Source organism: Klebsiella michiganensis (assembly GCA_000963575.1).
In the GTDB taxonomy this organism is placed as follows: Bacteria; Pseudomonadota; Gammaproteobacteria; order Enterobacterales; family Enterobacteriaceae; genus Cedecea; species Cedecea michiganensis_A.
Genome location: CP011077.1, coordinates 3,536,243 through 3,557,379 on the forward strand (window position 1 = coordinate 3,536,243; position 21,137 = coordinate 3,557,379).

Genomic DNA, 21,137 nt, shown 5'->3' on the forward strand with positions numbered 1-21,137 from the left:
ATAACGAGCGATAAAGCTGTAACGCTTTTATATACCGTTTGGCGATTTACAAGAAGAAAGGGATATAAGAAAACGGCGTAGCAAACGCTACGCCGGGGGAGATTACAGGCTCAGTAATTTATCGAGCGACGGCGCGAAGTAATAGCCGCCGGTGACCGGCTTAGTGAAGCGCAGCATACCGTCACGTTTACCGTCGGTGTCGCCAAACATGCTCAGCAGTTGCTGCTCAATGTTATGCAAACGCGCGCAATAGGCGATGAAATAGAGACCGTGAACGCCGCTGGCGGTGCCGTAAGGCAGGCTCTGACGCACAATCTTCAGCCCCTTGCCGTCTTCTTTCAGATCGACCCGGCTCAGGTGAGACGTTGCCGGCCGTGCTTCGCCGTCAATCTCTTCGTTTTCCTGTTTGGTACGGCCGAAGATCATCTCCTGGTCGTGAACGCTCAGGCGGTTAAGCTGCTTGAGGTTGTGTTCCCAGCGCTGTACCAGCACGTAGCTGCCGCCCGCATCCACGCCTTCATTGATAACCGCCACCTGGCGCCGATTCTCCTCGCCCTGCGGGTTTTCCGTTCCATCAACGAAGCCGCTGAGATCGCGCTCTTCCACCCAGCGGAAGCCGTGAATTTCTTCTTCAATTTTAAGCGCATCGCCAAACGCAGCCAGCGCAGCCTGAGCCACGGAGAAGTTGACGTCATGGCGCAGAGAAAGAATGTGGATCATCACATCGTGCTGGGTTGCAGGCGCCAGGCCTTTACCTAATGGCGTAAAGTTTTTCAGCTCGGCAGCACCTTCGCCCTTGCTGAGGTCGCGCCACAGATCGTACCCGAAGCCGACGGTTGCCCCCAGCATCGCGTCAGGGAATTTTTCCTGGAAAGCGTTCAACGCCTCAATAAAGGTTTTGCACCCTGCGCTAATCGCGCTGAAGTCGCCCTGGACAGAAGCTTCCAACCAAACGGCGGCACGACAATGTTCCGGCAGAATGCCGCTTTGAACCCGAGACATGATTCCTCCTGAAAAAATGCCACCCAGGGTGGCATCATAGTTACGTACCACCGGAGGTGGCATTTATCGGGCTATTCTAACCTGATTCATTCACGCCGACTTGCGGCGGCGCAAACCTGGCGCAGATTTTATCGACGCCAGATAATTTTGTTAAGCGTCCATTTCTTTAGCGTATCATCCGACGGCATCAGCCCTTCCGGCCCGTGCCACTCGCCTTTAAACAGGTAGCTGATGTGCTGGCTGTTCGGCGCCTGACAGATAACGCTTTCCGCATCGTCGCCGGTGCCTTTTTCACAGACCCCAAACGCCTTGTCATACAGATCGCTGAAAGGCGTGCCAATCTTCACCCCGCTGGCGGTTTTAATGTCATTATCCATCACATCCACGCGGCTCACGGTGCCTTTTTCACCGTTCACCACCAGCTTCACGTCTTTGTCCTTCATCGCCTCAAAGTAGCGCACAATGGTGCCGTTTTCGGTTTTCATGCCGCTGCGCAGGCGATAATTGTCATTCAATCCCTCGCTCACGGTCTTCTCATCCATTGCGCTGGCAGAGGTCAGTTTTCCCACGCCCTGCTCGCTCACCTCAACGGAAGAGCCAAACCAGTTCCACGGATAAGCGGCAGACCAGTTAACGGAAGAAAGCGTGGAACACCCGCTCAGAACCAGCGGCAGGCCTAACAGCATCAGGCGCAGAGATTTCATTGATCATTCCTTTTCAAAAAATGGTAACGGCCTTTGGAGTACGGGGATGTCAAAAAGTGCCGCTTAACTCGTTTTTCAGGGCAAAGTAATCCCGCAGCCGGCGGTTAGCCACCAGCCACCAAAGCGCGAACAGATCGGCCGTCAGCAAAACAATGGTGGTGCCGGACAGCGTTTCGTCACCGGTTAGCAGTACAACCTGCCACACCAGCAGTCCGACCTGAGCCGCAATCAAGACCCAGCGAAACGCCCGCCAGAATCGAGGCCAAAGATGGCGCCGCCCGCTGAGCAAAAAGGCCAGCGCGGCAGGAATACCGGGGATCAGCCCCAGCCAGAAATTATCTCGATCGGGATAAAACAGGCCCAGCAGCGCATCGCCCTGCTGGCGAGAGGCCCCCGCCAGCACCAGCAAACCCCAGGTGCGGGCCTGTAACAACAACACCGCCCAGAACAGCAGCGGTGCTTTTAAATTGCCCTGTGAATCATAATCAGCAGGCAAATACATGGCATAGACACATTTGAAAATTAATATTCCTGATCTTCTATCAGCCGCTTGCCGAGCAAAATGGTGTCCTGGTGCTCGTAATCGAGCTTTTCATAGAGGCCGATAACCAGATCGTTCTCTTCGCGCACCATGATATGAATCTTCGGGCAGCCGCGGGCAATCAGCTTCTTTTCCAGCCGGTTCAGCAAGGCGTTAGCAATGCCACGGCCCCGAAACTCCGGGTGCACGCCCAGGTAATAGGCTGACCCCCGATGGCCGTCATAGCCGCCCATCAACGAACCGACGATCTCACCGCCCACCTCAGCGACTAAAAACAGGTCCGCATCGTGGTGCAACTTACGTTCAATGTCCATTTCCGGGTCATTCCATGGGCGCAGTAAATCGCAGCGCTCCCAAAGGGTAATGACCTCTTCGAAATCTTCCTGGCGAAAAACGCGAATTTCCATGGTATTAGCCACCTTAAGCCGTAAAAGTTTGATTATGGCGTTAATCGTCCGTTAAGCCAATAACTGCCGCAAAAGCGCGAAAAAAATGGCATAATCTCCGACCAGTCACGAAATGAAACGAATGGATATACATTTCTGACGCCAGAGTGTCGTTTGCATGATGCCGATACGTTATAACTTCCCATCTGGACTCCATAAGATAAATAATTCATCCGCATGAGCAAAATTAAATCGCTAAAGCAACTTACGACGCGCCGCCAGGTCCTGCTCACAGGTTTAGCGGCGTTGACGCTAACCGGCATGAACAAAGCGCTGGCAAAGGAAGAGGCCACATCGCTTAAAACCTCTAATTCCCACAGCAAAGTGGCTAAAAAATCCGGGGCAAAGCGCATCGTTATGCTCGACCCGGGCCACGGCGGGATTGATACCGGCGCTATCGGCCACAACGGGTCGAAAGAAAAGCATGTGGTCCTGGCCATTGCTAAAAATGTGCGCAGCATCCTGCGCAGCAAGGGGATCGACGCAAGGCTGACCCGCACAACGGACGAATTTATTCCTCTGTACGATCGCGTTGAAATAGCTCACCAGCACGGCGCAGATCTGTTTATGTCGATCCACGCAGACGGTTTCACCAGCCCAACAGCGGCAGGCGCTTCGGTATTCGCCCTTTCCAACCGCGGCGCAAGTAGCGCCATGGCGAAATATCTTTCGGACAGAGAGAACGCCGCGGATGACGTCGCGGGCAGCAAAGTTAAAGACAAAGACCACTACCTGCAGCAGGTGCTGTTCGATTTAGTGCAGACCGACACCATCAAAAACAGCCTCACGCTCGGCTCGCATATTCTGAAACAGATTAAGCCGGTGCATAAGCTGCACAGCCGCAACACCGAACAGGCCGCCTTTGTGGTGCTGAAGTCGCCGTCTATTCCGTCCGTGCTGGTAGAAACGTCGTTTATCACCAACCCGGGCGAAGAAAAGCTACTCGGCACTACCGCCTTCCGCCAGAAAATTGCCACCGCCATTGCCTCCGGCGTGATGAGCTATTTCAACTGGTTTGATAACCATAAAGTCCACGGTAAGAAGCGTTAATTTTTATGACTGAGCCCGATATCCACGCCGTAAAACAATTCCTGCTCTCCCTGCAGGACACTATATGTCAGCAGCTTTCCGCCCTTGATGGCGCCGTCTTCCAGGAAGACAACTGGCAGCGAGAAGGCGGCGGCGGCGGGCGCAGTCGGGTTCTGCGCGGCGGCGCGGTGTTTGAACAGGCAGGCGTTAACTTTTCTCACGTTCACGGCGACGCCATGCCGGCATCGGCCACGGCCCACCGCCCGGAACTGGCGGGCAGAAGTTTTCAGGCCATGGGCGTTTCGCTGGTAGTACACCCGAACAATCCTTATGTGCCGACCAGCCATGCCAACGTGCGCTTCTTTATTGCTGAAAAACCGGGCTCCGATCCGGTCTGGTGGTTTGGCGGCGGCTTCGACTTAACGCCTTACTACGGCTTTGAAGAGGATGCGGTGCACTGGCATCGCACGGCGTATGACCTGTGTCAGCCGTTTGGTGACGACGTTTTCCCCCGCTACAAAAAATGGTGTGACGACTACTTCTTTATCAAACACCGCAATGAGCAGCGCGGTATCGGCGGCTTATTCTTCGACGATTTGAATAAGCCCGATTTCGATTACGGCTTCCGCTTTATTCAGGCCGTTGGGCAGGGGTATCTGGACGCGTATCTTCCGATTGTTGAACGTCGCAAAGATATTCCGTTCGGCGAGCGAGAGCGGGACTTCCAGCTTTATCGCCGCGGGCGCTACGTAGAGTTTAATCTGGTGTGGGATCGCGGCACGCTGTTTGGCCTGCAAACCGGCGGGCGAACCGAATCGATTTTAATGTCGATGCCGCCGCTGGTGCGCTGGGAGTATGACTACCAGCCAGAAGAAGGCAGCCCGGAGGCTGCCCTGTATAGTGATTTCCTGCCGGTGAAGGAGTGGGTGTAGCTTTCGCTTTTTTACCTTCACCCTAACCCTCTCCCTGCAAGGAAGAGGGGATGTTTAGTGCTCCCTTGACTCGGTTTCCCCCTCCCCCGCCAGGGTGAGGGGGCGTTCAATCACAGCGGCGCTGTTTGCGCCTCCACAACCGCCAGCGCCACCATATTCACAATCCGGCGCACAGAGGCAATCGGCGTCAACACATGAACCGGCTTCGCCACGCCCATAAGCACTGGCCCAACGGTCACCCCTTCAGAACTCGACACGCGCAGCAGGTTATAGCTAATACGCGCCGCCTCAACGTTCGGCATGATCAGGATGTTGGCAGAGCCTTTCAACGGGCTGTCCGGCATACGCTCATGGCGAATACTTTCGACCAACGCGGCGTCCCCATGCATCTCCCCGTCAATTTCCAGGTCAGGCGCACGCTCGCGCACCAGCTCCAGCGTTTTACGCATTTTGCAGGCCGCTTTGCTGTTGGATGAACCGTAGTTGGAGTGGGACAGTAGCGCGACTTTCGGCTCAATGCCGAAGCGGCGCACCGTTTCCGCCGCCAGCAGCGTGATTTCCGTCAGCTCTTCCGGCGTTGGGTCGTCGTTCACATAGGTATCAGCGATAAAGGTGTTGCCGCTCGGCAGCAGCAGCGCGTTCATCGCCCCGGCAGCCTTGACGCCTTCGCGGTAGCCAAACAGCTTCTCTACCACATCAAAGTGCTCGTGGTATTCGCCAATTGTCCCGCATATCAGCGCATCAGCTTCCCCACGATGCACCATGATAGCCCCAATCACCGTGGTGTTGCTGATCACCGCCCGCTGTGCCTGCTCCTGGGTGATCCCCCGGCGCTTCATAATGTTGTAGTACTCGTGCCAGTACTCTTTAAAACGCGGATCGGATTCGTTATTCACTATCTCAAAATCTTTGCCCGGCTGAATTTGCAGGCCCAGCTTTTTGATGCGCATTTCGATGACGCTTGGGCGACCAATCAGAATAGGCTTCGCCAGCCCCAAAGTAATCAGCTCCTGCGTGGCATGCAGGACACGCGCCTCCTCCCCTTCGCTCAACACCACGCGCTTCGGCTCTTTACGCGCCTGGGAGAAGATCGGCTTCATAAACAGGTTAGTTTTGTAGACAAACTCCTCCAGCTTCTCGCTGTAGGCATTGAAATCCTGAATCGGGCGAGTGGCCACGCCGGAGTCCATCGCCGCCTTAGCTACCGCGGGGGCAATTTTCACGATCAGACGCGGGTCAAATGGCTTAGGAATAATGTATTCCGGACCGAACGTCAGTTCCTGTTCACCGTAGGCGGAGGCCACCACGTCGCTTTGTTCGGCGTGAGCCAGTTCCGCAATGGCATGTACCGCAGCCAGTTTCATCTCTTCGTTAATCGCCGTGGCGCCTACGTCCAGCGCGCCACGGAAGATGAACGGGAAACACAGCACGTTGTTCACCTGGTTCGGGTAGTCCGAGCGGCCGGTACAGATAATAGCCTCAGGACGCACGGCTTTTGCCAGCGGCGGCAGAATTTCCGGTTCAGGGTTGGCCAGCGCCAGAATCAGCGGTGCCTTGCCCATCTTCTTCACCATGTCCTGGGTCAGCACTTTCGGGCCGGAACAGCCAAGGAAGATGTCCGCGCCCTCAATCACATCGTCCAGGGTCCGCTTACCGCTGTCCTCCACGGCATAGGCGGCTTTGGTTTCCGCCATGTTCTCTTCGCGGCCTTTATAGATAACGCCCTTCGAGTCACAAACCACAATGTTGTGTTTCTGCATGCCCAGCGCGACCAGCAGATTCATACAGGCAATGGCCGAGGCTCCCGCCCCAGACACCACCAGACGCACATCGGAAATATTCTTTTCAACCACTCGCAGGCCGTTCAGCACCGCGGCGGTACAAATGATAGCGGTACCGTGCTGGTCATCATGGAAGACAGGAATATTCATACGTTCGCGCAGTTTTTGCTCGATGTAGAAACACTCCGGCGCCTTGATATCTTCCAGGTTAATACCGCCGAAAGTCGGCTCCAGTGCGGCGACCACGTCGATAAGCTTGTCCGGATCCATCTCATCAATTTCGATGTCGAAGACGTCAATACCGGCGAATTTTTTAAACAGCACGCCCTTGCCTTCCATCACCGGTTTACCGGCCAGTGCGCCAATATTGCCCAGCCCAAGGACCGCAGTACCGTTAGAGACCACGCCCACAAGATTGCCGCGCGCGGTGTACTTGTAAGCAGCGAGGGGATCCTTTTCAATTTCAAGACAGGGCGCCGCTACGCCCGGCGAATACGCCAGTGCCAGATCGCGCTGGGTTGCCAGGGGTTTGGTCGGAGAAACCTGGATTTTCCCCGGGACTGGAAACTCATGGAAATCGAGGGCACTTTGCTTCAGTTGTTCATCCATTGCATCGTTCCTTTTTGGGTCTTCTTTATTGTTACGTTAGCCGCCTAGTATCACGCGGGCACGTTTCGCAAACTTTGAAGGTAGCCATACTATTAAGATTAGGCGTGATTATTGTTAGCTAACTATAGAAGCAATGTTAGCGGCCGCCCCGTCATCGCCCCCATCTGCTATGCTCTTGGGTTATGCAAAGCGCAAATTTTCACGGCGAGCGACACGGAACGCTCAGGTAAGACGTTGCTTTTTCAAGGAGATAGTAATGAATCAGCTAGACAGCATTAAGCAGTACACCACCGTAGTTGCCGACAGCGGTGATATCGACTCTATTCGCCACTACCAGCCTGAAGACGCCACCACCAACCCTTCACTGTTGTTAAAAGCCGCAGAGCTTGAGCAATATCAGCCGCTTATTGATGACGCCCTGGCCTATGGCAAACAGCGTGGCGGCAACAGGGAACAGATAGTGGCCGAAGCCAGTGACAAACTGGCGGTCAATGTCGGTGCGGAAATTCTGAAAAGCATTCCGGGGCGCGTGTCCACCGAAGTGGATGCGCGTTTGTCCTATGACAAAGAGAAGAGCATCAGCAAGGCCCGTCGCCTGGTAGAGCTGTACGCCGAGCAAGGGATCGATCAATCCCGCATTCTTATCAAGCTGGCGTCAACCTGGGAAGGGATCCGGGCGGCGGAAGAGTTGCAGAAAGAAGGTATCAACTGCAACCTGACGCTGCTGTTCTCTTTTGCTCAGGCGCGCGCCTGCGCCGAAGCGGGCGTCTTCCTGATTTCCCCGTTTGTGGGGCGTATTTACGACTGGTATCAAGCCCGTAAACCGATGGATCCGTATATCGTCGAAGAAGATCCGGGCGTGAAATCCGTGCGCAATATCTACGACTACTTCAAGCAACATAACTATGAAACCATCGTCATGGGCGCCAGCTTCCGTCGTAAGGAACAAATCCTCGCGCTGGCGGGCTGCGACCGACTGACCATCGCCCCCAACCTGCTGCAGCAGCTGCAGGACAGCGAAGAAGAAGTTGTCCGCAAGCTGATCCCCTTCTCACAGGGCTTCCGCCGCCCGGCGCCAATGAGCGAAGCGGAATTCCGTTGGGAACATAGCCAGGATGCTATGGCCGTAGAAAAACTGGCCGAAGGGATCCGCCTGTTCGCCATAGATCAACGCAAACTGGAAGACCTGCTCGCCGCCAAACTTTAACAAGACCTGGAGTGAAACATGTCATCACGTAAAGAGCTTGCCAACGCCATTCGCGCCCTCAGTATGGATGCGGTACAGAAAGCCAACTCCGGCCACCCCGGTGCACCGATGGGCATGGCCGATATCGCCGAGGTGCTGTGGAATGACTTCCTCAGCCACAACCCGTCTAACCCGCACTGGGCCAACCGCGACCGCTTTGTGCTGTCGAACGGCCATGCGTCGATGCTGCTTTACAGCCTGCTGCACCTGAGCGGCTATGACCTGCCGCTGGATGAGTTGAAAAACTTCCGCCAGCTTCACTCCAAAACGCCGGGCCACCCGGAAGTGGGCTATACCCCCGGCGTTGAAACCACCACCGGCCCGCTGGGCCAGGGGTTAGCCAACGCCGTGGGGATGGCCATTGCCGAACGCACGCTGGCCGCGCAGTTCAACCAACCCGGGCATGACATCGTCGACCACTACACCTATGTGTTTATGGGCGACGGTTGCCTGATGGAAGGGATTTCTCATGAAGTCTCTTCTCTTGCCGGAACGCTGGGCCTGGGCAAGCTGATTGGTTTCTACGACCACAATGGGATTTCCATCGACGGGGAAACCGACGGCTGGTTTACCGACGACACGGCCAAACGCTTTGAAGCCTATCACTGGCACGTTATCCATGAGATAGACGGCCACGACCCGGCAGCGTTGAGCAAAGCCATTAAAGAAGCCCAGAGCGTGAAGGACAAACCGTCCTTGATCATTTGCCGTACCGTGATTGGCTTTGGCTCACCAAACAAAGCGGGCAAAGAAGAAGCGCACGGCGCTCCGTTAGGTGAAGAAGAAGTCGCCCTGGCACGTAAGCAACTCGGCTGGAAATACCCACCGTTTGAGATCCCGACAGACGTTTACCGCGCCTGGGACGCGAAAGAAGCGGGTGAAAAAGCGGAAGTCGCATGGAAAGAAAAATTCGCCGCCTACGCCAAGGCGCACCCTACCCTAAGCGCCGAATTCAAGCGCCGTACCGAAGGCAAATTGCCGGATAGCTGGCAAAAAACCGCCCAGCACTATATTGAGCAACTGCAGGCTAACCCGGACAAAATCGCGACCCGCAAAGCGTCTCAGAATGCCCTTAACGCCTTCGGCCCGTCGCTGCCGGAACTGCTTGGCGGCTCCGCCGACCTCGCCCCAAGTAACCTGACCATCTGGAAAGGCTCGAAGTCGATTAAAGAAGACACCGCAGGGAATTATATCCACTACGGCGTGCGCGAATTCGGCATGACCGCCATCGCCAACGGCATCGCCCTGCACGGTGGCTTTATCCCTTACACCGCCACCTTCCTGATGTTTGTGGAGTACGCCCGGAATGCGGCGCGTATGGCGGCGCTGATGAAGGCCCGGCAGATCATGGTTTATACCCATGATTCCATCGGGCTTGGGGAAGATGGCCCAACCCATCAGGCCGTCGAGCAATTAGCCAGCCTGCGCCTGACGCCAAACTTCAGCACCTGGCGTCCCTGTGACCAGGTCGAGGCCGCGGTAGCCTGGAAATCCGCGCTTGAGCGCCAGACCGGCCCAACTGCGCTGATCCTGTCTCGCCAGAATCTTGCTCAGATGGATCGTACCCCTGAGCAACTGAAAGCCATCGGCCGCGGCGGGTATATTCTGAAGGACAGCGACGGCAAGCCGGATCTCATCCTGATTGCCACGGGCTCGGAGATTGAAATCACCGTCGAGGCCGCGGCAGCATTGAGCAAAGAAGGGCATAAGGTGCGCGTGGTGTCGATGCCGTCCACCGACGTTTTCGATGCCCAGGATGAGGAGTATCAGGAGTCCGTCCTGCCTTATGCAGTCCGCGCTCGCGTGGCGGTAGAAGCCGGTATCGCCGATTACTGGTACAAATATGTCGGCCTCAAAGGCGGGATTGTGGGCATGACAACCTTCGGGGAGTCCGCCCCTGCCGGGAAGTTGTTCCCGTTCTTTGGCTTTACGGTGGAGAACATCGTGGCAACGGCGAAAAAAACGCTCGGCAAGAAATAGTTCCTGTCATCCAGCCCTCTCCTTGCGGGGGGAGGGTGCTCGTTTACCTCAATGAATCCAACCTACTTAGTGACCCACAGCGTGGGCCAGCCGCCCGCTTTATGCCAGTCGTCGCAGGCAGGCTCTTCTGCATAGCGAACCAGTCGAAAACGCTGCCCGTCATAGCGCCAGCGCGTGGCTACCCCGCAATCACCCGGCCCACGCCCCTTCGCCAAAGTCGTTAACTCTTTGCCGGACTCATCGAATCCCGCGTTCATTAGCTCCAGCTCGGCGCTGCCGCTGTCCGGCATAAAGGGCAAGCGCAGGTGAATCGTCCTGGCAACAAACGGCTTTTGCCGGGAAATCACCCAGGCCAGGGACACCACGTTATAGGCTCCCGCCTCACAGCTGGTCAGCATCAGAGCCTTGTCGTCGGTCAGAGGGAAAACGCGCACTTCACGGCGCAGAGGATCAAGCGAACACTGGCTGTTATTCATCCGCCATGTGCCATAATCCAGCAGATCGTTCAGTTCATCGTGTGAAAGCGGCGTTGATGCTGCTGCTGCTGCGGCCACGTCTTTTAGCGGCGGGGCCGGGGGCACGCTCAGAGGAGGCCCGTCACCTTTTTTAATCCATGCGGTTTCACTGCCAATGCGTTTTTGCTGGCTGTCGATAAACAGCAGCGCCGCTTTGAGCCCACTGAGTGAAATGACGCCCATTCCTTCGGCAAGGGTGATTTTATCGCCGTTCACAATGGCGTTTAACAGGCCGTTAATCGCTTCCGGGTTATTGGTCATCAGATGATGAGGCGACACTTTCCATTCGTTGGGCTGGATAACAACAGGCGTGTCGTCGAGCCGCAGCCGCGGCGCCACAGGCGGGACTTTGACGTCCACGCTCTCCATATTCCCCAGGTCGATGCGCAAACTGGCGTCAGTGCGGGCCCCGGCCCCTCGAGTAATCGTCATCACCAGCCCCTGATGCAGCCCGGTATTACGGGCACTGCAAAAGTTCTGGTTATTGCAGGTCACCTGCCAGTCGGAAAACTGCTTTTGTGCCGGCGCCGCGAACGCAGCCTTAGCCACCAGCAGTGCAAGCATGAGTAAAGAGGATATCCGATTGAACATTGAAGGCTGCCCTAAGAAGCGAAGCGTGAAAAACGTACGATGGTGCGACGTATCTTCGGCTCACGAGACAGCCTGCTCAATCGGATTTGTCGGATAGATTTATCGCAATATTAAAAATCACAATAACCTGATTTTATGGAACTTTACCCCATGATATTGCGCAACTGCAGCTGTTGCAGCAGTATCACCGTCTTTCCGTCGCGAATTTCACCGTTATTCACCATCGCCATTGCCTGGCTGAAAGGGATTTCCAGCACGTCGATATCTTCATCCTCCACGCCGCCGCCGGCCCCTTCTCGCTGCGCCTCGCTGTATTCCGCCAGATAGAAATAGACGATTTCGGTCACGCCGCCGGGAGACATATACAGTTCAAAGACTTTCTCCACTTCCCCCACCTGAAAACCCGTTTCTTCCATGGCCTCTTTGCGGGCACAAACCTCTGGCTCGTCGGCATCCAGCAGCCCGGCGCAGGCTTCTATCAGCATGCCATCTTCATTCCCGTTAACCCAAGTCGCGACGCGGAACTGGCGCGTTAACACCACGCTTTTCTTTTCACGGTTATAGAGCAGGATGGTTGCGCCGTTGCCCCGATCATACACCTCGCGTTTATGGCGCACGCTTTCGGCCCCATTGCGAGACAGGTCATAGGTAATATTGCGCAGGATGAAGTAGTTATCAGACAGGACTTTATCTTTGATGACGTCAATACGTAACGACATAGGGTCTCCACAAGGCGGTAAGGGAGCCGATAATGATATGCCGTTCTGTGAGCGTTGTCGCGTTACGTTAGGTGTGTTTTTTGGGTGTGATTTTCTTTATGTTGACCAGATGGTGGTTCCGTTCACTTATCGTTCAGTTCTCCCTCACCCCGGCCCTCTCCCCAAAGAGGAGAGGGAGAAAACAGATAGCGGAAATATTCTTTATCCCCTCTCCCTCTGGGAGAAAACAGGTGACGGAGCGTTTTTTATTCCCTCTCCCTTCCAGGGAGAGGGTAAAAAAACAGAAACGATTCTGCGGCTTAAGTTAGTGCGGGACATAAAGCACAGCACGGTTCCGGCTTAAATCGCCTCAGTTTTCTCAATACCCCGCCTCAACCTCTCGCATATCCGGCAGTTTATGCGCTATCCCCTTATGGCAATCAATGCAGGTTTTGCCATCTTTGATTGCCTCATCGTGCATTTTGGCCGCCACGGTTTTCTGCGCGCTGAAATCCATATAGTCGAAGTTATGGCAGTTTCGACACTCCTGAGAGTTATTGTTTTTCATCCGCCGCCACTCGTTTTGCGCCATCGCCAGACGGTGATCGTAAAATTTCTGAGGCGTGTCTATCAGCCCAAAGGCCTTGGCGTACAGCTCCTTGCTGGCCTGAATTTTACGGATCATTTTTGGCACCCATTCGTGCGGCACATGGCAATCCGGGCAAGTCGCGCGTACGCCGCTGCGGTTGTTGTAATGCACCGTGCCCATGTATTCCTCATACACGTTATTGCGCATTTCGTGGCAGCCGATGCAGAACTCTTCGCGGTTGGACATTTCCATCCCGGTGTTGAAACCGCCCCAAAAGAGTATCCCGGCGGCAAAGCCGATAAGCAGCAATGTGCCGAGCGCTAACCGGCTCGGTCTGCGCCACCACTGCCACACGCGCTTAATGATGCCGGGTTTACGAGTTGATTTATCCATAACTTATTTCCCAAACCCTTTGGATGGCTCGAAGGTATTTCCAACAATCGGGGCGACATCCGCCTGAGGCACATGGCATTGCAGGCAGAAATAGCGGCGAGGCGCTACATTCGACAGCACTTTACCGTCGCTATCCATAAAGTGCGTTGGGCTGACGCGCGGTGCCCCCGTGATACGGTAGCTCTCAACGCCGTGACACTGCAGGCAGCGGTTGCTGGTCGTCGTGACCTGGTAGCCGTCAACGCTGTGCGGGATCATCGGCGGTTGATTAACATAGTTCAGCGCCATCCGCGGCTGCTGCTTTGGCATTAGCACGGCGCCTTCCGGCGTGCCGGACACCTCTGGCGATTGATTGAGATCCACGCTGCTTGCCGCCCAAAGTGCGCCGCTGACCACCAGAGTTAATGCCGCTCCACACTGAAACAACGCCTTTGTCAGGCCATGGCTTTTCATGATTTAACTCCCGAGCTCCATCGTATTGTTATTTTGAAAACATCCTCGGGGCAGATGTCGATGCAGCGACCGCAGTTCAGGCAGTCGCGGCTCGAGATCCGCGCCGGGCTGTGCTTATCCAGTACCGGGGCGCGCATCACCTGCGGCTCCGGGCAAACGTGAAAACAATCCATACAGCGGGTGCAGCGCTCACGCCCGCCGGTGCTAACTTCAAGTGCACCTTTGCTGCCGACTGCACCATACAGCGCCCCAAGCGGGCAGAGATGGCCACACCAGCCGTGTTCAACCAGCAATAAATCGAAGAGAAACAGCGCGATCAGCAGCCAGATACCCGCCCCAAAGCCAAAGATCAGCCCTCGCCCCATCAGTGAAACAGGGTTAACCCATTCCCAGATGAGCGTGCCGGTCAAGGCGCTGCCTGCCAGCACTATCGCCAGCAGCAGGTAGCGCAGCCAGCGCGGCAGTGAAGCCGAAGCGTTAAAGCCCGTTTTCCGCCGCAGCCACGCAGCCAAGTCCGTTAACGGATTGAGTGGACAGACCCATCCGCAAAAAATCCGCTTGCCCAGCAGCGCGTACCCGACCAGCACAATTCCTGCGCCACTCAGCGCCACGGCCGAAGGCAAGTGGCCGCTCAGCAGGCTTTGCAGCACCATCAGGGGATCGCTCAGCGGCACCCTGTCCAGCAGCAGGCTGCTGCTGTAGTTCCCGTGCAGAACCCATACGCCGAAAAGCGGGCCGCAGAGAAACAAACTTAAAACCAAGGCCTGTGAAAAACGGCGCATCAGCAGCCATTTGCGGCTGTGCCACCAGCCCTTTTTCGCTGCGGCATCGCGCCCAGCATCCTGCTTATGGTTTGCCATTGCTCGACTCCAGCCAGCCAAAGCGGTAATGCTTCCCTGCCTCCCCTCTGGCCAGCGAGCGCGGCAGCACTTTGATTGCCGCCTGGTCCAGCACGCAGGCCTGCTCACATTTCCCGCAGCCGGTGCAAGCGTCGCTGTGCACCGTTGGCAAGAATCGAGCGTGTTTGCCGGTACGCATGTTGCGCTCCATCTCAAGGGTGATGGCCCGGTCGATAGACGGACAAACGCGGTAGCAAACATCGCAGCGCAGACCCTGATAGTTCAGGCAATTTTCGTGATCCAGCAGAACCGCCAGCCCCATTCGCGCGTCGTCGATGGAGGCGATATCTGCGTCCAGCGCGCCGCTTGGGCAAACTTTGGCGCAGGGAACGTCTTCGCACATCTCGCAGGGCACGTCCCGCGCGACAAAGTACGGCGTGCCCGCCGCCAGCCCGGAAGCAAGCGTTGCCAGCTTCAGGGTGTCGTAAGGGCAAGCCTGCAGGCACTGCCCGCAGCGGACACAGGCGCGTGAAAATGCCTCTTCATCCAGCGCGCCCGGCGGACGCAGCCGCACGCCCTGCGCGCGGGAAGTTCGCTGCTGCAAACCCAGAACCACGGCGACGGCCGCCAGCCCCCCCGCCGCTCGCGCAACATCACGCAAAAAGCGGCGGCGGGCCGGTTGAGTTTTGTCGGCGCGGGACATTGCGCGTTACACCTTCGCCAGCTTCACGGCGCACTTCTTGAAATCCGCCTCTTTGGAGAGCGGGTCGGTGGCGTCGAGCGTCAGGTTATTCACCAGCTGCGCGGCGTCGAAGAACGGCATGTAGACCAGGCCCCGAGGCGGCTTGTTGCGGCCACGGGTTTCGACGATGGAAACCACTTCGCCGCGGCGAGAAATCACCTTCACTTTGTCGCCACGGCGCAGACCACGCTCCTGCGCATCCAACGGATGCACAAACGTGACGGCCTCCGGGAAGGCACGGTGCAGCTCCGGCACGCGGCGCGTCATGCTGCCGGTGTGCCAGTGTTCGAGCACACGGCCAGTAGAAAGCCACAGGTCGTACTCCTGGTCCGGTGCTTCCGCCGCTGGCTCGAACGGCAGCGCAAAGATCACCGCTTTCCCGTCCGGTTTGCCGTAAAACCTGTAGCCTTCCCCGGCCTTAACGTACGGATCGTGGCCCTCGCTGTAGCGCCACTGGGTTTCTTTCCCGTCGACCACCGGCCAGCGTAAACCCCGGGCTTTGTGGTAATCGTCAAACGGGGCCAGATCGTGCCCGTGCCCGCGGCCAAAGCTGGCATACTCCTCAAACAGGCCTTTTTGCAGGTAGAAGCCCAGCTCGCGGGATTCGTCGTTTAACTGCTCAGCCGCCAGTTCGGTCAGCGGGTATTGGCGCACTGCATCACTGGCGAACAGTACGTCGAACAGGGTTTTGCCTCGATACTCAGGTTTCTGATCTACCAGTTCGGCAGGCCAGACATCCTCTACCTTGAAGCGTTTAGCGAAGGTCACCAGCTGCCAGAGATCGGACTTCGCCTCTCCCGGCGCGCTCACTTGCTGACGCCAGAACTGGGTGCGGCGCTCCGCGTTGCCGTAGGCCCCCTCTTTTTCCACCCACATTGCCGTCGGCAGGATCAGGTCAGCCGTTAACGCGCTGATGGTCGGGTAAGGATCTGAGACGATGATAAAGTTACGCGGGTCGCGCCAGCCCGGCATACGCTCCTCGGTGATATTCGGCCCGGCCTGCATGTTGTTGTTGCACATCACCCAGTACACGTTGAGCTTGCCGTCTTTCAGCGCCCGGTCCTGCGCAACGGCGTGTAAACCCACTTTTGATGGAATAGTGCCGGCGGGTAGCCGCCACGTTTTTTCGACGATTTCCCGGTGTTTTTCGTTGGTGACGACCATGTCTGCCGGTAAGCGGTGGGCAAATGTACCCACTTCACGCGCGGTGCCGCAGGCGGACGGCTGGCCGGTCAGCGAGAACGGCCCGCAGCCCGGCTGAGAAATTTTCCCGGTCAGCAAGTGCAGGTTGTAAACCAGGTTATTGGCCCAGACGCCGCGCGTGTGCTGGTTAAAGCCCATCGTCCAATAGGAAATAACTTTCTTATTCGGGTCGGCATAGAGCTTCGCGAGCGCTTCAAGCTGGTCTTTCGGCACTCCGCTCATTTCAGCGGTTTTCTCCAGCGTGTACTCGGCGACAAACGCTTTGTACTCGTCGAAGCTCATGGGTTCTGAGGCGTCAGAGCCCGGATTCTTCGCGGCTTTTTCCAGCGGATGCGTCGGGCGCAGCCCATAGCCAATATCCGTCACGCCCCGGCGCAGATTAACGTGCTGCTTGAAGAACGACTCGTTAACCGCATTGTTCTGAATGATGTAGTTGGCGATGTAGTTCAGGATAACCAGATCGCTTTGCGGTGTGAAAACCATGCCATTGTCCGCCAGCTCAAAACTGCGGTGCTGGAAGGTCGACAGTACGGCGACATTGACGTTTTCATCGGACAGGCGGCGGTTAGCAATTCGCGACCAGAGAACCGGGTGCATTTCCGCCATGTTGGAGCCCCAAAGCACAAAGGCATCCGCCTGCTCGATATCGTCATAGCAGCCCATCGGCTCATCCATGCCAAAAGTGCGCATAAAGCCCACAACCGCAGATGCCATACAGTGGCGCGCGTTCGGATCGATGTTGTTGGAACGGAAGCCAGCCTTAAAAAGCTTTGCCGCAGCGTAGCCTTCCCACACCGTCCACTGGCCGGAGCCAAACATACCTATGCCGTCCGGGCCTTTATCTTTCAGGGTGGCCTTGAATTTCTCTTCCATTACGTCGAAGGCTTTTTCCCAGCTTATTGGCTGGAATTCGCCCTCTTTGTGGTACTGCCCGTCTTTCATGCGCAGCAGCGGCTGGGTGAGGCGATCTTTCCCGTACATGATTTTTGACAGGAAGTAGCCCTTAATGCAGTTCAGACCACGGTTGACCGGCGCTTCCGGATCGCCCTGGCTTGCGACGACGCGGCCATTTTGGGTCCCCACCAGCACGCCGCAGCCGGTACCGCAGAAGCGGCACGGGGCTTTGTCCCATTTAATGGCATCGGATTTGCCTACCACCGCACGAGCCACGCCCGGTACGCTTAGGCCCGCCGCCGCGGCAGCTGCGGCAACGGCATTCGCTTTCATAAAGCTACGACGACTGAGTTTCATGGTGCTTCCTCACCTTGTTCGTTCTGCTGGTGATAAACCAGCGACACCGCCAGCACGCCGGAGATATTGCGTGCCCGCTCAATTTGTTCCAGCAGCGTGCTGCTTTGGGCTGCCTCGATAACCACCGCAAGTTTGCCGCTGTCGATATCGTCAACCGCAACCTCGCTACCCGGCAGGGCGTTGATCGCGCTGCGTACGGCAGCAACATGTTCAGGTTTGGCCTGAACCACCAGGCCGCATACGTGCCAGTCAGTGTGCATTTTGTGGCCTCAGGGTTATGGCTGACGTCGGGCAACCGGCCACACAAGCGCCGCAGCCGTGACAGGCAGACGAAGAAATCTGTGGGCGGGAAACGTCCTGAAGAGTGGGTAAGAACCGGATGGCCTGCGGCTCACAGGCATCTTCACAGCTGCGACATTCCACCTGATGCCAGGCCAGGCAGGTTTCGCTGAGCTGTAATGTCAGTGACCAGGGTTGCACAGATTGCGGGGCAAAAAGCCGCTGGGGGCAGGCGTCCGCGCACGCATAGCAGAAGGTACACTCGCCCCGGCGAAAGTCGATTTCAGGGTAGCCGCCCTGGCCACGGCGAAGCACCCGGCTGTGACAGGCGGTAATGCAGCTGTCGCAGCGCGTGCAGTCCAGAAGAAAATGGTTTTCATCGCCGCTCCAGGGAGGGCGAATGGTGGGAGTAGAACTGTGCCAGCCCCCGGTCAGCAGGCCGCGACGGGTCAGTTTAGCCATTGGGCAGATCCTTGCTCAAAATGCCCGGCCAGGTCGTCACCGGGTAAAAATGTCTTTCTTTTTATCCGCGTGATTTCTGCGGTTTTTACGGTACTTAAGGTATGTGACGAGGGGTTACAAGAGCATCCCCCTAAAGGGGTAAATACCGTTGTCGGATCAAAGAGGTGAACGGTTTAGGCCCAACGGGGACGAATCAGCAGATGTAAGACAGAGGTTATGATGTGGCAAAGCTCGCGTTAAATACGGCAGCATTTTTCGCGCTGGGGTGCAAAAGTCACCGTCAGACGTTTGCGTATAGGGCAGATTCTGGTAGGTTTCGCTCCACCGTATACTTTAAAGGGTTATTACCCAGTGACAGTCAAACGCTCGGTCTCCACCAGCCTTGCCCGTGCTTTCTTTTCGATTGTTTTGCTGTCGTTGCTGTCAACCGGCATCGCGATGCTGACGCTCGCCAGCAGCCTGAAAGATGCGGAAGCGGTGAATATTGCGGGCTCGCTGCGGATGCAGAGCTACCGTCTGGGTTACGATCTTCAAAGTAACCCCAGGGCTATTGCGGCGCATTTACAGCAGTATCAGCAGTCGCTGGACTCCCCGACATTGCAGCAGCTCAACCGGTTTTGGGTGCCTGATGAGGTGAAAACCCGCTATAACGCGCTGCAACTTGCCTGGCAGCAAATGCAGCAGCATATTCTGAACGAAGACATCGACTGGTACCGCTACAACATTGCCGCCTACGTTGAACAAATCGACCTGTTTGTGCTGGCGCTACAGCATTATGCCGAGCGAAAAATGATGCAGGTGGTCTCGGCTTCGGTGGTCGGTTTTATCGCCATTTTTACCCTGGTGTTCTTTACTTTGCGCCGCATCCGCCAGCAGGTTGTCATGCCGCTAAATACCATGGTGGAGGCGAGTAAAGCCATTGAGCGCGGCGAGTTTACGCCGCCCAATCTCGACCGCTCATTACCCAATGAGCTGGGTTCACTGGCCCAGGCTTTTATCCGCATGGCGGATGAGCTGCAAAAACTCTACCGCTCTTTAGAAGAACAGGTGGCGCAAAAGACCGTGCGGCTGCAGGAAGCCAACCGTATGCTCGAAGTGCTTTACAGTTGCTCCCAGGCGCTGAACGTCAGCACCATCAACCGCGACTGCTTCGTGCAGATCCTGCAAATAATCCACCAACATGAAGGGGTTAGCGCCCTGGAAATGCAGGTCGGTGAAAACTGGTGCCTGACGGAAGGCTCCCCGGTGCCGGAAGAAAAATGGCATACCCTGCCGCTGGTTCAGCAGGACAGCGCTTTTGGTACGCTGCGCTGGCAATCACCGGGTAAAGCCCCTTCCCCGCAGCTGATGAAAAGCGTTGCCACCATGCTGGGACGAGGCGTGTACTTTAATCAGGCGCAGAAACACTACCAGCAACTGCTGCTGATGGAAGAGCGAGCCACGATTGCCCGGGAGCTGCATGACTCTCTGGCACAGGTCCTCTCTTATCTTCGTATCCAGCTGACGCTGCTCAAGCGCGCGGTTCCTGAGGAAAATCAGCCCGCACAGCGGATTGTCGGGGATTTTTCCCAGGCCTTAAATGACGCCTACCGCCAGCTACGCGAGCTGCTCACCACCTTCCGCCTGACGCTGCAGCAGGCAGATTTGCCCGCCGCGCTACAGGAGCTGCTCGAACCACTGCGCGAGCAAACTCAGGGAGAAATTAGCCTGAAGTGCAGCCTGCCCACGCAGGTGCTGGACGCTTCCCGGCAAATCCATCTGCTGCAAATCATCCGTGAGGCGGTACTGAATGCGATTAAGCACGCGAATGCGAGCCATATTGAGGTTATTTGCCGCTCGGAAAACAGCGGCGAGCATTACGCCTCAGTGTGTGACAACGGGTACGGCATCGCCAGCCTTGAAGAACCCGAAGGCCACTACGGGCTAAATATCATGCACGAACGCGCAGGTCGACTTGGCGGCCAGCTGACAATATCCCGCCCGCCAGAGGGCGGAACGCGAGTAGAGGTTCACTTTACCTCCCCGACTCCGGCTGACGCCGGGAACCATAACAATAATTAGCTTTATTCAGGAGTTAGTAATGTCAGAGAAAACGAGATACCAGGTTTTAATCGTGGACGATCACCCGCTGATGCGACGCGGGATCCGCCAGCTTCTTGAGCTGGACAACACTTTTGCCGTGGTGGGAGAAGCCAGTAGCGGCGCAGAAGCCATCAGTTTAGCTAACCGGCTGGCACCGGACCTCATTCTGCTTGACCTGAATATGAAAGGGCTGAGTGGCCTGGATACGCTCAACGCCCTGCGCAGGGACGGCATCAGCGCTCGCGTGGTGATCCTCACCGTTTCCGACGCCCGCAGCGATATCTTTACGCTGATTGATGCCGGGGCCGATGGCTACCTGCTGAAAGACAGCGATCCGGAGACTTTGCTGCAGGAAATCCACCAATGCCTGAAGGGGGAAAAGGCGTTCAGCGACCAGGTTCGCGAGTACCTGAATAACCGCGGCAGCGAGCGGCAGAGTAGCGATCCCTTTGCTATCCTCACTGAGCGCGAACTGGATGTGTTGTCTGAGGTGGCTCGCGGCCTGTCAAACAAGCAAATCGCCAGCGGCCTGCATATTTCAGAAGAGACGGTAAAAGTGCATATCCGCAACCTGCTTCGTAAGCTGCAGGTCAGGTCTCGCGTAGCGGCAACCGTACTTTTTTTGGAAAATCGGGGTTAAAACGACCCAATAAAAGGTACGGTTACAAATCCTGCCAATTCCAAAGCATATTTACACTATCTCCTAAATTTCTCCACGTTTGACTAAGCGGTTAAAGCTACAGTGATGCGGTTATTGATAACAATTAGAA

General features: G+C 56.4%; 21 protein-coding genes. 7 read left to right on the plus strand and 14 right to left on the minus strand.

The genetic code is table 11. The features are described 5' to 3' along the window. Positions 1-102 precede the first annotated feature (102 nt). From VW41_16300 to VW41_16315, 4 genes are all read right to left on the minus strand, one after another. On the minus strand, positions 103-1,002 hold the full coding sequence (locus VW41_16300; GenBank protein AJZ90468.1) for a peroxidase: 900 nt from the start codon (positions 1,000-1,002) through the stop codon (positions 103-105). Between the two features lie 128 nt (positions 1,003-1,130). Then, entirely contained in the window at positions 1,131-1,706 is a 576-nt protein-coding gene (locus VW41_16305) for an RpoE-regulated lipoprotein (protein ID AJZ90469.1), read from the minus strand. 49 nt (positions 1,707-1,755) lie between these two features. Beyond that, positions 1,756-2,208: a membrane protein gene (locus tag VW41_16310; GenBank protein AJZ90470.1), complete on the minus strand. Its 453-nt coding sequence runs from the start codon at positions 2,206-2,208 to the stop codon at positions 1,756-1,758. A gap of 20 nt (positions 2,209-2,228) precedes the next feature. After that, a complete protein-coding gene (locus tag VW41_16315) occupies positions 2,229-2,654 on the minus strand; it encodes an acetyltransferase (protein ID AJZ90471.1) in 426 nt (141 codons plus the stop codon). Positions 2,655-2,870: 216 nt separating this feature from the next. Here VW41_16315 and VW41_16320 point away from each other — a divergent pair, with 216 nt between their 5' ends. Then, a complete protein-coding gene (locus VW41_16320) occupies positions 2,871-3,743 on the plus strand; it encodes an N-acetylmuramoyl-l-alanine amidase I (GenBank protein ID AJZ90472.1) in 873 nt (290 codons plus the stop codon). Positions 3,744-3,748: 5 nt separating this feature from the next. After that, positions 3,749-4,654: a coproporphyrinogen III oxidase gene (locus VW41_16325; protein AJZ90473.1), complete on the plus strand. Its 906-nt coding sequence runs from the start codon at positions 3,749-3,751 to the stop codon at positions 4,652-4,654. A 110-nt stretch (positions 4,655-4,764) separates the two neighbouring features. Here VW41_16325 and VW41_16330 read toward each other — a convergent pair whose 3' ends face one another. Continuing rightward, a complete protein-coding gene (locus VW41_16330; protein AJZ90474.1) occupies positions 4,765-7,044 on the minus strand; it encodes a malic enzyme in 2,280 nt (759 codons plus the stop codon). A 256-nt stretch (positions 7,045-7,300) separates the two neighbouring features. Here VW41_16330 and VW41_16335 point away from each other — a divergent pair, with 256 nt between their 5' ends. Both VW41_16335 and VW41_16340 read left to right on the plus strand, forming a co-directional pair. After that, on the plus strand, positions 7,301-8,251 hold the full coding sequence (locus VW41_16335) for a transaldolase (protein AJZ90475.1): 951 nt from the start codon (positions 7,301-7,303) through the stop codon (positions 8,249-8,251). An 18-nt stretch (positions 8,252-8,269) separates the two neighbouring features. Continuing rightward, positions 8,270-10,270 carry a transketolase gene (locus VW41_16340; protein ID AJZ90476.1) on the plus strand — a complete coding sequence of 667 codons (2,001 nt, stop codon included), beginning with the start codon at positions 8,270-8,272 and terminating at the stop codon, positions 10,268-10,270. Between the two features lie 62 nt (positions 10,271-10,332). Here VW41_16340 and VW41_16345 read toward each other — a convergent pair whose 3' ends face one another. Both VW41_16345 and VW41_16350 read right to left on the minus strand, forming a co-directional pair. After that, positions 10,333-11,376, minus strand: a complete 1,044-nt coding sequence (locus tag VW41_16345) for a hypothetical protein (GenBank protein AJZ90477.1) — start codon at positions 11,374-11,376, stop codon at positions 10,333-10,335. Between the two features lie 143 nt (positions 11,377-11,519). Then, the gene (locus tag VW41_16350; protein ID AJZ90478.1) at positions 11,520-12,095 is read right to left on the minus strand and encodes a GDP-mannose pyrophosphatase; all 576 of its coding nucleotides are present in this window, start codon (positions 12,093-12,095) and stop codon (positions 11,520-11,522) included. A 37-nt stretch (positions 12,096-12,132) separates the two neighbouring features. Between VW41_16350 and VW41_16355 the strand changes: the two genes are divergently transcribed. Further along, positions 12,133-12,438, plus strand: a complete 306-nt coding sequence (locus VW41_16355; GenBank protein ID AJZ90479.1) for a hypothetical protein — start codon at positions 12,133-12,135, stop codon at positions 12,436-12,438. Between the two features lie 15 nt (positions 12,439-12,453). On the opposite strand, the gene VW41_16360 is transcribed toward VW41_16355, so the two are convergent. Genes VW41_16360 through VW41_16390 form a run of 7 tightly spaced genes read right to left on the minus strand, consistent with a single transcriptional unit; the run spans position 12,454 to position 18,285 of the window. Then, entirely contained in the window at positions 12,454-13,056 is a 603-nt protein-coding gene (locus tag VW41_16360; protein AJZ90480.1) for a cytochrome C, read from the minus strand. Between the two features lie 3 nt (positions 13,057-13,059). Then, positions 13,060-13,509: a nitrate reductase gene (gene napB / locus VW41_16365; protein ID AJZ90481.1), complete on the minus strand. Its 450-nt coding sequence runs from the start codon at positions 13,507-13,509 to the stop codon at positions 13,060-13,062. After that, positions 13,506-14,369 carry a quinol dehydrogenase gene (gene napH, locus VW41_16370; GenBank protein ID AJZ90482.1) on the minus strand — a complete coding sequence of 288 codons (864 nt, stop codon included), beginning with the start codon at positions 14,367-14,369 and terminating at the stop codon, positions 13,506-13,508. The genes napB and napH overlap by 4 nt, the downstream gene beginning before the upstream one ends. Beyond that, positions 14,356-15,051 (minus strand): quinol dehydrogenase, encoded by a 696-nt coding sequence (gene napG, locus VW41_16375; protein ID AJZ90483.1) that lies wholly within the window; start codon positions 15,049-15,051, stop codon positions 14,356-14,358. Before napG ends, napH begins: the two co-directional genes overlap by 14 nt. A 6-nt stretch (positions 15,052-15,057) precedes the next feature. Further along, a complete protein-coding gene (locus tag VW41_16380) occupies positions 15,058-17,544 on the minus strand; it encodes a nitrate reductase (protein ID AJZ90484.1) in 2,487 nt (828 codons plus the stop codon). Beyond that, positions 17,541-17,804: a nitrate reductase gene (locus VW41_16385; GenBank protein ID AJZ90485.1), complete on the minus strand. Its 264-nt coding sequence runs from the start codon at positions 17,802-17,804 to the stop codon at positions 17,541-17,543. The genes VW41_16380 and VW41_16385 overlap by 4 nt, the downstream gene beginning before the upstream one ends. Continuing rightward, positions 17,794-18,285 carry a ferredoxin gene (locus VW41_16390; protein AJZ90486.1) on the minus strand — a complete coding sequence of 164 codons (492 nt, stop codon included), beginning with the start codon at positions 18,283-18,285 and terminating at the stop codon, positions 17,794-17,796. Before VW41_16390 ends, VW41_16385 begins: the two co-directional genes overlap by 11 nt. Positions 18,286-18,636: 351 nt before the next feature. Between VW41_16390 and VW41_16395 the strand changes: the two genes are divergently transcribed. Further along, positions 18,637-20,346, plus strand: a complete 1,710-nt coding sequence (locus tag VW41_16395) for a nitrate/nitrite sensor protein NarQ (GenBank protein AJZ90487.1) — start codon at positions 18,637-18,639, stop codon at positions 20,344-20,346. 19 nt (positions 20,347-20,365) lie between these two features. Beyond that, on the plus strand, positions 20,366-21,007 hold the full coding sequence (locus tag VW41_16400; protein ID AJZ90488.1) for a transcriptional regulator NarP: 642 nt from the start codon (positions 20,366-20,368) through the stop codon (positions 21,005-21,007). Positions 21,008-21,137: the final 130 nt, after the last annotated feature.

Coding starts and splice junctions, on each gene's coding strand:
- VW41_16300 (AJZ90468.1), bottom strand. CDS start 1,002: ATGTCTCGGGTTCAAAGCGGCATTCTGCCGGAACATTGTCGTGCCGCC.
- VW41_16305 (AJZ90469.1), bottom strand. CDS start 1,706: ATGAAATCTCTGCGCCTGATGCTGTTAGGCCTGCCGCTGGTTCTGAGC.
- VW41_16310 (AJZ90470.1), bottom strand. CDS start 2,208: ATGTATTTGCCTGCTGATTATGATTCACAGGGCAATTTAAAAGCACCG.
- VW41_16315 (AJZ90471.1), bottom strand. CDS start 2,654: ATGGAAATTCGCGTTTTTCGCCAGGAAGATTTCGAAGAGGTCATTACC.
- VW41_16320 (AJZ90472.1), top strand. CDS start 2,871: ATGAGCAAAATTAAATCGCTAAAGCAACTTACGACGCGCCGCCAGGTC.
- VW41_16325 (AJZ90473.1), top strand. CDS start 3,749: ATGACTGAGCCCGATATCCACGCCGTAAAACAATTCCTGCTCTCCCTG.
- VW41_16330 (AJZ90474.1), bottom strand. CDS start 7,044: ATGGATGAACAACTGAAGCAAAGTGCCCTCGATTTCCATGAGTTTCCA.
- VW41_16335 (AJZ90475.1), top strand. CDS start 7,301: ATGAATCAGCTAGACAGCATTAAGCAGTACACCACCGTAGTTGCCGAC.
- VW41_16340 (AJZ90476.1), top strand. CDS start 8,270: ATGTCATCACGTAAAGAGCTTGCCAACGCCATTCGCGCCCTCAGTATG.
- VW41_16345 (AJZ90477.1), bottom strand. CDS start 11,376: ATGTTCAATCGGATATCCTCTTTACTCATGCTTGCACTGCTGGTGGCT.
- VW41_16350 (AJZ90478.1), bottom strand. CDS start 12,095: ATGTCGTTACGTATTGACGTCATCAAAGATAAAGTCCTGTCTGATAAC.
- VW41_16355 (AJZ90479.1), top strand. CDS start 12,133: ATGCCGTTCTGTGAGCGTTGTCGCGTTACGTTAGGTGTGTTTTTTGGG.
- VW41_16360 (AJZ90480.1), bottom strand. CDS start 13,056: ATGGATAAATCAACTCGTAAACCCGGCATCATTAAGCGCGTGTGGCAG.
- napB (AJZ90481.1), bottom strand. CDS start 13,509: ATGAAAAGCCATGGCCTGACAAAGGCGTTGTTTCAGTGTGGAGCGGCA.
- napH (AJZ90482.1), bottom strand. CDS start 14,369: ATGGCAAACCATAAGCAGGATGCTGGGCGCGATGCCGCAGCGAAAAAG.
- napG (AJZ90483.1), bottom strand. CDS start 15,051: ATGTCCCGCGCCGACAAAACTCAACCGGCCCGCCGCCGCTTTTTGCGT.
- VW41_16380 (AJZ90484.1), bottom strand. CDS start 17,544: ATGAAACTCAGTCGTCGTAGCTTTATGAAAGCGAATGCCGTTGCCGCA.
- VW41_16385 (AJZ90485.1), bottom strand. CDS start 17,804: ATGCACACTGACTGGCACGTATGCGGCCTGGTGGTTCAGGCCAAACCT.
- VW41_16390 (AJZ90486.1), bottom strand. CDS start 18,285: ATGGCTAAACTGACCCGTCGCGGCCTGCTGACCGGGGGCTGGCACAGT.
- VW41_16400 (AJZ90488.1), top strand. CDS start 20,366: ATGTCAGAGAAAACGAGATACCAGGTTTTAATCGTGGACGATCACCCG.